11 protein-coding genes (1 of these 11 cut by a window edge) are annotated in these 11,470 nt (G+C 55.9%); all 11 read left to right on the plus strand.

The features are described 5' to 3' along the window. The first annotated feature begins 58 nt into the window (after nucleotides 1-58). On the plus strand, nucleotides 59-4,363 hold the full coding sequence (rpoC, locus tag LA321_RS07880; protein ID WP_042025334.1) for a DNA-directed RNA polymerase subunit beta': 4,305 nt from the start codon (nucleotides 59-61) through the stop codon (nucleotides 4,361-4,363). 194 nt (nucleotides 4,364-4,557) lie between these two features. Beyond that, nucleotides 4,558-5,274: a helix-turn-helix transcriptional regulator gene (locus LA321_RS07885; protein ID WP_042025337.1), complete on the plus strand. Its 717-nt coding sequence runs from the start codon at nucleotides 4,558-4,560 to the stop codon at nucleotides 5,272-5,274. Nucleotides 5,275-5,297: 23 nt separating this feature from the next. Further along, entirely contained in the window at nucleotides 5,298-5,678 is a 381-nt protein-coding gene (locus LA321_RS07890) for a RidA family protein (RefSeq protein WP_042070366.1), read from the plus strand. Between the two features lie 84 nt (nucleotides 5,679-5,762). Next, entirely contained in the window at nucleotides 5,763-6,155 is a 393-nt protein-coding gene (gene tusD / locus LA321_RS07895; RefSeq protein ID WP_026456687.1) for a sulfurtransferase complex subunit TusD, read from the plus strand. Between the two features lie 9 nt (nucleotides 6,156-6,164). Further along, the gene (gene tusC, locus LA321_RS07900) at nucleotides 6,165-6,524 is read left to right on the plus strand and encodes a sulfurtransferase complex subunit TusC (protein WP_042070367.1); all 360 of its coding nucleotides are present in this window, start codon (nucleotides 6,165-6,167) and stop codon (nucleotides 6,522-6,524) included. Nucleotides 6,525-6,531: 7 nt separating this feature from the next. Further along, the gene (tusB, locus tag LA321_RS07905; protein WP_042070368.1) at nucleotides 6,532-6,810 is read left to right on the plus strand and encodes a sulfurtransferase complex subunit TusB; all 279 of its coding nucleotides are present in this window, start codon (nucleotides 6,532-6,534) and stop codon (nucleotides 6,808-6,810) included. A gap of 182 nt (nucleotides 6,811-6,992) precedes the next feature. After that, nucleotides 6,993-7,367: a 30S ribosomal protein S12 gene (rpsL, locus tag LA321_RS07910; protein WP_026456685.1), complete on the plus strand. Its 375-nt coding sequence runs from the start codon at nucleotides 6,993-6,995 to the stop codon at nucleotides 7,365-7,367. Between the two features lie 93 nt (nucleotides 7,368-7,460). After that, nucleotides 7,461-7,931, plus strand: coding sequence for a 30S ribosomal protein S7 (gene rpsG / locus LA321_RS07915; RefSeq protein ID WP_026456684.1), 471 nt, complete (start codon nucleotides 7,461-7,463; stop codon nucleotides 7,929-7,931). A 75-nt stretch (nucleotides 7,932-8,006) separates the two neighbouring features. Further along, on the plus strand, nucleotides 8,007-10,112 hold the full coding sequence (gene fusA, locus LA321_RS07920) for an elongation factor G (RefSeq protein ID WP_026456683.1): 2,106 nt from the start codon (nucleotides 8,007-8,009) through the stop codon (nucleotides 10,110-10,112). Nucleotides 10,113-10,166: 54 nt separating this feature from the next. Then, the gene (tuf, locus tag LA321_RS07925) at nucleotides 10,167-11,351 is read left to right on the plus strand and encodes an elongation factor Tu (RefSeq protein WP_061476754.1); all 1,185 of its coding nucleotides are present in this window, start codon (nucleotides 10,167-10,169) and stop codon (nucleotides 11,349-11,351) included. Nucleotides 11,352-11,464: 113 nt separating this feature from the next. Next, on the plus strand, nucleotides 11,465-11,470 hold the beginning of the coding sequence (gmhB, locus tag LA321_RS07930; RefSeq protein WP_042070220.1) for a D-glycero-beta-D-manno-heptose 1,7-bisphosphate 7-phosphatase. It continues 537 nt past the right edge of the window; only the first 6 of its 543 coding nucleotides appear in the window; it begins with the start codon at nucleotides 11,465-11,467; the stop codon falls past the right edge of the window.

Genomic DNA, 11,470 nt, shown 5'->3' on the forward strand with positions numbered 1-11,470 from the left:
GCGCCCCGCTGTTTTGGCAGCTGGGGCGCCGAGGTTAGACTCCTGACAGGGGAAACACGTGAAAGACTTACTCAAGTTTTTGAAGGCTCAGACCAAGACCGAAGAGTTTGACAGTATCAAGATCGGTCTGGCCTCTCCTGACATGATCCGCTCCTGGTCATTCGGTGAGGTCAAAAAGCCTGAGACCATCAACTACCGGACTTTCAAGCCGGAGCGTGATGGTCTGTTCTGCGCCCGTATCTTCGGACCGGTGAAGGACTACGAGTGTCTGTGCGGCAAGTACAAGCGCCTGAAACACCGTGGTGTGATCTGTGAGAAGTGCGGCGTTGAAGTGACCCAGACCAAGGTCCGTCGTGAGCGTATGGGCCACATCGAGCTGGCTAGCCCGACTGCCCACATCTGGTTCCTGAAGTCTCTGCCGTCCCGTATCGGTCTGCTGCTGGACATGACCCTGCGCGACATTGAGCGCGTGCTCTACTTCGAATCTTTCGTGGTAATCGAGCCGGGCATGACCAACCTCGAACGCAGCCAGATGCTCTCCGAAGAGCAGTACCTGGATGCGCTGGAAGAGTGGGGCGACGAATTTGACGCCAAGATGGGTGCCGAAGCAATCCTGGCATTGCTGCGTGCCATCGATCTGGAAGGTGAAGTCAAGACCATGCGCGAGGAGCTGGATCAGACCAACTCCGAGACCAAGCGCAAGAAGACCACCAAGCGTCTGAAGCTGATGGAAGCCTTCCTGCAGTCCGGCAACAAGCCGGAGTGGATGATCATGACAGTGCTGCCCGTGCTGCCGCCGGACCTGCGTCCGCTGGTACCGCTGGACGGCGGCCGTTTCGCGACCTCCGATCTGAACGATCTGTACCGTCGCGTGATCAACCGTAACAACCGCTTGAAGCGTCTGCTGGATCTGGCTGCGCCGGACATCATCGTGCGCAACGAAAAGCGCATGCTGCAAGAGTCCGTCGATGCCCTGCTGGACAACGGCCGTCGTGGCCGCGCCATCACCGGTTCCAACAAGCGCCCGCTGAAATCCTTGGCCGACATGATCAAGGGTAAGCAAGGTCGTTTCCGTCAGAACCTGCTCGGTAAGCGTGTCGACTACTCTGGTCGTTCCGTTATCACCGTAGGTCCGACCCTGCGCCTGCATCAGTGTGGTCTGCCTAAGAAGATGGCGCTGGAACTGTTCAAGCCGTTCATCTATGGCAAGCTGGAAACCCGCGGCCTGGCAACCACCATCAAGGCTGCCAAGAAGATGGTTGAACGCGAAGAAGCTGTCGTTTGGGATATCCTGGACGAAGTGATCCGCGAACACCCGGTCCTGCTGAACCGTGCACCGACCCTGCACCGTCTGGGTATCCAGGCATTCGAACCGACTCTGGTCGAAGGCAAGGCAATCCAGCTGCACCCGCTCGTTTGTGCTGCGTATAACGCGGACTTCGACGGTGACCAGATGGCTGTTCACGTACCGCTGACCCTGGAAGCCCAGCTGGAAGCGCGTGCGCTGATGATGTCTACCAACAACATCCTGTCACCTGCCTCCGGTGAACCGATCATCGTTCCTTCTCAGGACGTGGTCTTGGGTCTGTACTACATGACCCGTGCCCGTATCAACGCCAAGGGCGAAGGTATGGTGCTGTCCGGTCCGAAAGAGGCCGAGAAGGTTTACCGTGCCGGCCTGGCTGACCTGCATGCGCGCGTCAAGTGCCGCATCACCGAGTACGTGAAGAACGAAGCCGGTGAACTGGTTGCCAAGACCGAAATGAAGAACACCACCGTTGGTCGTGCGATCCTGAGCCTGATCCTGCCGAAAGGCATGGAATACGCCCTGATTGACGAGCCGAAGGTGCTGAGCGCTGCCGAGCAAGCCGATCTGGACGCCAATCCGCAAAACTGGATCAAGTGCGTATCCAACAAGGCGCTGGGCAAGAAGCTGATCTCTCGTCTGCTGAACACCTGCTATCGCAAGCAGGGCCTGAAGGACACCGTTATCTTCGCTGACCAGCTGATGTATACCGGTTTCCACTATGCGGCCCTGTCCGGTGCGTCCGTTGGTATCGATGACATGGTCATCCCGGATGCCAAGAAAGACATCATCGCCGCAGCCGAAGCCGAAGTTGCCGAGATCCAGGATCAGTTCCTGTCCGGTCTGGTGACTGCGGGCGAACGCTACAACAAGGTTATCGATATCTGGGCCAGCGCCAACGAGCGCGTCTCCAAGGCCATGATGGAGAACTTGTCCAAAGAGCGTAACGTCAACTCGCTGGGTGACGAAGAAGAACAGGCCTCGTTCAACAGCATCTTTATGATGGCCGACTCTGGTGCGCGGGGTTCCGCAGCCCAGATCCGTCAGCTGGCCGGTATGCGTGGCCTGATGGCCAAGCCGGATGGCTCCATCATCGAGACCCCGATCATCGCGAACTTCCGTGAAGGTCTGAACGTACTGCAGTACTTTATCTCCACTCACGGTGCTCGTAAGGGTCTGGCGGATACCGCACTGAAGACCGCGAACTCCGGTTACCTGACTCGTCGTCTGGTAGACGTGGCGCAGGACATGGTGATCACCGAGGACGATTGCGGCACTACCGACGGTCTGTGGATGACTCCGCTGATCGAGGGTGGCGACGTAGTCGAGCCGCTGCGTGAGCGCGTGCTGGGTCGTGTGGTGGCGGAAGACGTCATCAAGCCGGGTACCGAGGACGAGATCCTGGTGGCTCGCAACACCCTGCTCGACGAGCAGCTGTGTGACCTGCTGGAGCGTAACTCCGTTGACCGTGTGAAGGTACGTTCTGCCATCACTTGTGAGACCGACTTCGGTAACTGTGCCCACTGCTATGGTCGCGACCTGGCCCGTGGTCACTTGGTTAACAAGGGTGAGGCTGTCGGTGTTATCGCCGCCCAGTCCATCGGTGAACCGGGTACCCAGCTGACCATGCGTACCTTCCACATCGGTGGTGCCGCATCTCGTGCCGCAGCAGAAAGCAGCATCCAGGTGAAGAACACCGGTAGCATCAAGCTGCAGAACGCCAAGTTCGTTCACAACAGCGAAGACAAACTGGTTATCACCTCTCGTTCAACCGAACTGACCATCATGGACGACATGGGCCGTACCAAGGAAAGCCACAAGCTGCCTTACGGTGCCGTGCTGGAAGTGAAGGACGGTCAGGCCGTGAACGCTGGCGATACCGTTGCCAACTGGGATCCGCACACTCACCCGATCATCACCGAAGTGGCAGGTCGTCTGCACTTCGAACACATGATCGACGGCGTGACCATCACTCGTCAGACCGACGAGCTGACCGGTCTCTCCTCTATCGTCGTGCTGGACGTCAACGAGCGTCCGAGCGCCGGTAAAGAGATGCGTCCGACCGTGAAACTGGTCGACCTGAACGGCAATGATGTGATGATCCCGGGTACCGATGTAGCCGCCCAGTACTTCCTGCCGGGCAAGGCGATCGTGAACTTGGAAGATGGTGCCAACGTGGGTGTGGGTGACGCGGTTGCGCGTATCCCGCAGGAATCCGGCGGTACCAAGGACATCACCGGTGGTCTGCCGCGCGTTGCGGATCTGTTCGAAGCACGTCAACCGAAAGAGCCGGCTATCCTGGCCGAAATCTCCGGTACCATCTCCTTCGGTAAAGAGACCAAGGGCAAGCGCCGTCTGGTCATCACCCCGACCGATGGTGGCAACGTCTACGAGGAGATGATTCCGAAGTGGCGTAACCTGAACGTGTTCGAAGGTGAAAAAGTTGAGAAGGGTGAAGTACTGGCGGACGGTCCCGAGTCTGCTCACGACATCCTGCGTCTGCGCGGTATCAGCCCGGTCGCCAACTACATCGCCAACGAAGTGCAGGACGTTTACCGTCTGCAGGGCGTTAAGATCAACGACAAGCACATCGAAGTCATCGTTCGTCAGATGCTGCGCAAGTGCGAGATCCTGACTGCTGGCGACACCGACCTGATCGAAGGCGAACAGGTTGAAGTGGCTCGCGTGAAGATTGCCAACCGTAAGCTGGTTGCCGAGGGCAAGACCCCTGCGACCTACCGTCACGTGCTGATGGGTATTACCAAGGCGTCTCTGAGCACTGAGTCCTTCATCTCCGCGGCTTCCTTCCAGGAAACCACTCGCGTTCTGACCGAAGCCGCCGTAGGTGGCAAGCGTGACGAACTGCGTGGTCTGAAAGAGAACGTCATTGTGGGTCGTCTGATCCCGGCCGGTACCGGTTTTGCGTACCACCATGGCCGGATCAACCAGCGTGCTGCCGCAGCTCGTGCTGTTGGCACCCCGCAGGTGACCGCTGATGAGGCTCAACAGAACTTGGCGGATCTGCTGAACGCAGCCGGTAGCTTCGACGAAGAGTAATCTCTTCTCCATGATTAAAAAGGGCTCCTTCAGGGAGCCCTTTTTGTTGGTGTTTTCCTCGTCAAAGTCAGGTCTGGCACGGTTTTCAGGATGATCCAGAGCAAAGTTGTAGAGTAAAAAATCAAAAAAAGTTGACTTTAATGCCCTGCAATTTAAAACTCGGAAAAGTTGAACGGTTATTACAGGGGTAGAACATGACTGTCGGTATCGAGGAGGCCATGCTTCCCGAAGAACAGCTGATCAGCCGCACTTTTACAGATGAAGACAGGGAATTGTTGCGCTCATATGACGGGCTCATCGATGGCTTGGCCGAGTTGTTCGGCAAGCATTGTGAAGTGGTGCTTCACTCCCTGGAGAATCTGCACGAGTCGGTGATCAAGATCGCCAACGGATTCAATACCGGACGCTCCCTGGGGGCGCCCATCACCGATCTGGCCTTGCGTATGCTCAAGGATATCGAGAGCACGGGGCAAGACTATACGCATAGCTATTTTGCTCGCAGCCGCACCGGTGCCCTGATGAAGTCGAGCACCATCGCCATCCGGAATAGCGAGCGGCAGGTGATCGGCCTTATCTGCATCAATCTGCACATCAATGCCCCCTTCCACGAGTTCGTGGCCGAATTTTTCCCGACGCCGCAGCAGGTTGCGCGTCAGTCTCCCGAGACGTTTGCCAACAGCGTCGAAGAATTGGTTGCCCAGACGGTGGACAATACCATCGATGAAATCAACCGCGATCCGACCGTGGCCAACAATGCCAAGAACCGGTTTATCGTGACCCAGTTGTTCGAGAAAGGAATTTTCGACATCAAGGATTCGATCAACCTGGTGGCGGACAAACTGAATATTTCCAAACATACCGTTTATCTCTACATCCGGCAGCGCAAGCAGGGTGAAGACGAAAACGAATAATCATTCCAGAAGGGGATACATGAATGGCTAAAGAAGTTATTGCAACCGACAAGGCACCCGCTGCGATTGGTCCGTATGTTCAGGCGACCAAGGTAGGTGAGATGATCTTTACTTCAGGACAGATCCCGCTTGATCCGGCTACCATGGAGATTGTCGAAGGCGGTATCGAAGCCCAGGCTGAGCAGGTAATGAAGAATCTGGTTGCCGTGCTGAAAGCGGCTGGCGCTGATACCGGCAAGGTGGTGAAGACCACCTGCTTCCTGAGCGACATGAATAACTTCGTGGCCTTCAACCAGGTTTATGCCCGTTACTTTGGCGACGCAGCTCCGGCACGCTCCTGTGTGGAAGTGGCCCGTCTGCCGAAGGATGTGCTGGTTGAAGTGGAAGCCATTGCCCACCTCTGATCGCTCTGGTTGAACAAGCCCCTCCTGGCAGGGGCTTTTTTGTTTTTGGCGTACAATGGACAGGCATCAGCACAGGAGCCTGATATGAGTTTGAGTTTTGCTCTCCTGGTGACCGGACCTGCCTATGGTACCCAGTCTGCCAGTACCGCCTATCGTTTTGCCCGTAGCCTGTTGGCGCAGGGGCATACCCTTTCCCATCTGTTTTTCTATCAGGACGGTGTCTACAACGGCAACGGCCTCCATGCGCCCGCTTCCGATGAAACGGATCTGGTGCGTCTGTGGCGAGAGTTGGCGATAGAGCAGGGGATCCGGATCGATGTCTGTGTCGCCGCCGCCATGCGCCGTGGCGTACTCGATGAACAGGAGGCCAAGGGGGTTGGACATGATCACTTCAATCTGCAGGCCCCCTTCTGCCTGAGCGGTCTGGGGCAGCTGGCCGAGGCGACCTTGACGGCCGATCGGCTGGTCCAGTTCTAGGAGAGGGTCATGACCAAAAAAATTGCATTTATCTGCCGCCGTGGGCCTCATGGCCATGCGGCCGGGCGAGAGGGACTGGATGCCCTGCTGGCCACCTCGGCACTCACCGAATCAGTGGCACTCTTTCTGATCGGTGACGGCGTGCTGCAACTGGTCAAGGAGCAGCAACCTGCCGCTATCCTGCAGCGTCACTATGCACCGACCTTCAAGATGCTGGAACTCTACGATATCGAGGAGGTCTATGTCTGTGCTGACTCGCTGGCCGAGCGCGGGCTGACTCTCGATGATCTGCTCATTCAGGTCGAGAGCATACCACGGGAGGCATTGGCTCGCTGCTGGGCACAATGTTCGGCTCACATCAGTTTCTGAGGTCTTCATGTTGCATCTGATTATGAACTCCCCCTTCCAGAGCCAGGCGTTGGCGCAAGCGTTGGCATACTGTCAGCCGGAAGACGAGCTGGTATTGATGCAGGATGCGGTGATCGCCGCATCGGCGCCACACTGGTGTGAACAGCTGGCAGGCATACCGCTCTATGTCATGCAGGAAGACCTGCAGGCTCGCGGATTGTCTCATCGCGTGGGGACAGAGATCGATATGGCGGGTCTGGTCGCCTTGATTGCACAAAAAGGGTCCCCACTGACCTGGGGGGAGTGACAGGATTATTTTCAATATAATTCAGATGGTTATTATGGCTTTCGGTGGTTTGCGCTGCGCCGTCCATGCCGCGAATTGTATAAATCTTGACTCCCTAGACAACAGGGCATAAAATTTCGCGTCCCCGTATCTGCGGGGAGGATTTTTCACATGTTTATGAAGTCATTATCAGGAGCCTTTTGATGGCAACTATTAACCAGTTGGTTCGCAAGCCACGCACTAAGCTCGTTGTTAAGAGCAACGTGCCTGCGCTGGAAGCGTGCCCTCAGAAGCGTGGCGTGTGCACCCGTGTATACACCACCACCCCGAAGAAGCCTAACTCTGCACTGCGTAAAGTATGCCGTGTACGTCTGACCAACGGCTTCGAAGTCACCTCCTACATTGGCGGTGAAGGTCACAACCTGCAAGAGCACTCTGTTGTTCTGATCCGTGGCGGTCGTGTAAAAGACTTGCCTGGTGTTCGTTACCACACCGTTCGTGGTGCGCTGGACTGTGCCGGTGTTAAAGACCGTAAGCAGGCTCGCTCCAAGTACGGCGTGAAGCGTCCGAAAGCTTAATGGTTCTCCGTTAAGTAAGGCCAAACGTTAATTCGTTTCTAGTTAGATAACTTTCTAGTTTTGGGTAACCCCTGAAGTTCACGGAGAATTGAAATGCCAAGACGTCGTGTTGTTGGTCAGCGTAAAATCCTGCCGGATCCCAAGTTCGGATCAGAGCTGCTGGCTAAATTCGTCAACGTAGTAATGGTTGACGGTAAGAAATCTGTTTCCGAAGCCATCGTATACGGTGCTCTGGATATCATTGCCGCTAAATCCGGCAAAGAGCACCTGGCTGTATTTGAAGAAGCTCTGGATAACATTCGTCCGGCGGTCGAGGTTAAATCTCGTCGCGTCGGTGGTGCAACCTATCAGGTACCGGTAGAAGTTCGTCCGGTTCGTCGCAATGCTCTGGCAATGCGCTGGTTGGTTGATGCCGCTCGTAAACGTGGTGAAAAATCAATGGCTCAGCGTTTGGCTGGCGAGCTGCTGGATGCCGCTGAGAACAAGGGTTCGTCTGTCAAGAAACGTGAAGACGTTCACCGTATGGCTGAAGCGAACAAGGCCTTCGCTCACTTCCGCTGGTAATCCGCTTGCGCAGGGTCTTCTGGCTCTGCGCACCTTTAATTATCTAGGGACAAGCGCCTTAGTAAGAGGATGACAATGGCTCGTACAACCCCCATTGAGCGTTATCGTAACATCGGTATCTCCGCTCACATTGACGCCGGTAAGACTACTACTACCGAGCGTGTACTGTTTTACACCGGTGTAAGCCACAAGATCGGTGAAGTTCACGATGGCGCTGCCACCATGGACTGGATGGAACAGGAACAAGAGCGTGGTATTACCATCACCTCCGCCGCGACCACCGCTTTCTGGTCCGGTATGGGTAAACAGTTCCAACCGCACCGTATCAACATCATCGATACCCCGGGCCACGTTGACTTTACTATCGAAGTAGAGCGCTCCATGCGTGTTCTGGACGGTGCCGTAATGGTGTACTGTGCCGTAGGTGGCGTACAGCCACAGTCTGAAACCGTATGGCGTCAGGCTAACAAGTACAAGGTTCCCCGTATCGCGTTCGTCAACAAGATGGACCGTACCGGTGCCAACTTCCTGCGTTGCGTTGAGCACATCAAGACCCGTCTGAAAGGCACTCCGGTTCCTCTGCAGCTGAACATCGGCTCCGAAGAGAACTTCAAGGGTGTTATCGACCTGGTCAAGATGAAGGCCATCAACTGGAACGAAGCTGACCAGGGCGTTTCCTTCGACTACGAAGACGTCCCGGCCGAGCTGCTGGAACAAGCGCAAGAAATGCGCATGAACCTGGTTGAAGCTGCTGCAGAAGCCTCTGAAGACTTGATGGAAAAATACCTGGGCGGTGAAGAGCTGACCGAGGAAGAGATCAAGCAAGCTCTGCGTCAGCGCGTGCTGAACAACGAAATCATCCTGGTAACCTGTGGCTCCGCGTTCAAGAACAAGGGCGTACAGGCAATGCTGGATGCGGTTGTTGAGTACCTGCCTGCTCCGACCGACGTTGCTGCTATCGACGGCCTGAAAATGGACGGCGAAACCAAAGACGTGCGTCACGCTTCTGACGACGAGCCGTTCTCTGCTCTGGCGTTCAAGATCGCTACCGACCCGTTCGTTGGTAACCTGACCTTCTTCCGCGTGTACTCCGGTGTGGTTAACTCCGGTGACTCCGTGCTGAACTCCGTCAAGGACAAGCGCGAGCGTTTCGGCCGTATCGTTCAGATGCACGCCAACAAGCGTGAAGAGATCAAAGAAGTTCGCGCAGGCGATATCGCTGCTGCCATCGGTCTGAAAGACGTGACCACTGGTGACACCCTGTGTGACGAAAAAGCGCCGATCATCCTCGAGCGTATGGAATTCCCTGAGCCGGTAATCTCCATCGCGGTTGAGCCGAAAACCAAGGCTGACCAAGAGAAGATGGGCTTGGCACTGGGCCGTCTGGCTCAGGAAGACCCGTCCTTCCGCGTATGGACCGACGAAGAATCTGGCCAAACCATCATCGCCGGTATGGGTGAGCTGCACCTGGACATCATCGTTGACCGTATGCGTCGCGAGTTCAAGGTTGAAGCCAACGTAGGTAAGCCGCAGGTTGCCTACCGTGAAACCATCCGCAACACCGTTAAAGACGTTGAAGGCAAGCATGCCAAGCAGTCTGGTGGTCGTGGTCAGTACGGTCACGTTGTGATCGACATGTACCCGCTGGAAGAAGGCAAAGGCTACGAGTTCGTCAACGACATCAAAGGCGGTGTCATTCCTGGCGAATTCGTCCCGGGTGTCGACAAAGGCATCCAGGAGCAGCTCAAGTCTGGTCCTCTGGCTGGTTACCCGGTTATGGATCTGGGCGTGCGTCTGCACTTCGGTTCCTACCACGATGTTGACTCTTCCGAACTGGCGTTCAAGATCGCTGCTTCCATGGCCTTCAAGGCTGGCTTCATGAAAGCCAACCCGGTTCTGCTGGAACCGATCATGAAAGTAGAAGTCGAAACTCCGGAAGATTACATGGGCGACGTTATCGGTGACCTGAACCGTCGTCGTGGCCTGATCGAAGGTATGGAAGATGGCCCGTCCGGCAAGATCGTACGTGCCCTGGTGCCGCTGGCTGAAATGTTCGGCTACGCGACTGACCTGCGTTCCGCCACTCAAGGTCGTGCCTCCTACGCAATGGAATTCGGTAAGTATGCAGATGCCCCGAACAACATTGCCCAGGCTGTGATCGAAGAGCGCAAATCCAAGTAATTTAAGATTCCCCGCCTACGACGGTAGGCGGGTTTAACCTAGAAGGACTACGTCGTGTCTAAAGAAAAATTTGAGCGTTCCAAACCGCACGTAAACGTCGGCACCATCGGCCACGTTGACCACGGTAAAACCACCCTGACCGCTGCTATCACCAACGTGCTGGCCAAGCACTTCGGTGGTAAAGCTTTCGCCTTCGACCAGATCGACAAGGCACCGGAAGAGCGTGAGCGTGGTATCACCATCAACACCTCCCACGTAGAATACGACACCGCTACCCGTCACTACGCTCACGTAGACTGCCCGGGTCACGCCGACTACGTTAAAAACATGATCACCGGTGCTGCCCAGATGGACGGCGCTATCCTGGTAGTAGCTGCGACTGACGGCCCGATGCCGCAGACCCGTGAGCACATCCTGCTGGGTCGTCAGGTAGGCGTTCCGTACATCATCGTGTTCATGAACAAGTGCGACATGGTTGATGACGAAGAGCTGCTGGAACTGGTCGAGATGGAAGTTCGCGAACTGCTGTCCGAGTACGACTTCCCGGGTGATGACCTGCCGGTAGTCCGCGGTTCCGCACTGAAAGCGCTGGAAGGCGAAGCTCAGTGGGAAGAGAAGATCATCGAGCTGGCCGGTCACCTGGATTCCTACATCCCGGAGCCGGAGCGCGCGATTGACCAGCCGTTCCTGATGCCTATCGAAGACGTATTCTCCATCGCTGGCCGTGGTACTGTAGTAACCGGTCGTGTAGAGCGCGGTATCGTTAAAGTAGGTGAAGAAGTGGAAATCGTGGGTATCAAAGATACCACCAAGACCACCTGTACCGGTGTTGAGATGTTCCGCAAGCTGCTGGACGAAGGTCGTGCAGGCGAGAACATCGGTGCACTGCTGCGTGGCGTGAAGCGTGAAGACGTAGAGCGTGGTCAGGTCCTGGCCAAGCCGGGCACCATCAAGCCGCACACCAAGTTCGAATCCGAAGTGTACGTACTGTCCAAAGAAGAAGGTGGTCGTCACACCCCGTTCTTCAAAGGCTACCGTCCGCAGTTCTACTTCCGTACTACCGACGTGACCGGTACCATCGAACTGCCGGAAGGCGTAGAGATGGTTATGCCGGGCGACAACATCAAGATGGTTGTTACCCTGATTGCGCCGATCGCGATGGACGACGGCCTGCGTTTCGCCATCCGTGAAGGTGGCCGTACCGTAGGTGCGGGTGTTGTAGCTAAAGTTATCGCTTAATCGATACTTTATATGCACACATGAAAGGGGTGGCTTCGGCCACCCCTTTTACTTTTGGGGCTTTAAATGGCCTGTGAGATACTTTTGCGAAATCATTGATAGAGGTAGCAGCTGTGAGT

It is taken from the genome of Aeromonas enteropelogenes (assembly GCF_020097295.1).
In the GTDB taxonomy this organism is placed as follows: domain Bacteria; phylum Pseudomonadota; class Gammaproteobacteria; order Enterobacterales; family Aeromonadaceae; genus Aeromonas; species Aeromonas enteropelogenes.

Coding starts and splice junctions, on each gene's coding strand:
- fusA (WP_026456683.1), top strand. CDS start 8,007: ATGGCTCGTACAACCCCCATTGAGCGTTATCGTAACATCGGTATCTCC.
- tusD (WP_026456687.1), top strand. CDS start 5,763: ATGAGTTTGAGTTTTGCTCTCCTGGTGACCGGACCTGCCTATGGTACC.
- tusC (WP_042070367.1), top strand. CDS start 6,165: ATGACCAAAAAAATTGCATTTATCTGCCGCCGTGGGCCTCATGGCCAT.
- rpsG (WP_026456684.1), top strand. CDS start 7,461: ATGCCAAGACGTCGTGTTGTTGGTCAGCGTAAAATCCTGCCGGATCCC.
- rpsL (WP_026456685.1), top strand. CDS start 6,993: ATGGCAACTATTAACCAGTTGGTTCGCAAGCCACGCACTAAGCTCGTT.
- LA321_RS07885 (WP_042025337.1), top strand. CDS start 4,558: ATGACTGTCGGTATCGAGGAGGCCATGCTTCCCGAAGAACAGCTGATC.
- LA321_RS07890 (WP_042070366.1), top strand. CDS start 5,298: ATGGCTAAAGAAGTTATTGCAACCGACAAGGCACCCGCTGCGATTGGT.
- tusB (WP_042070368.1), top strand. CDS start 6,532: ATGTTGCATCTGATTATGAACTCCCCCTTCCAGAGCCAGGCGTTGGCG.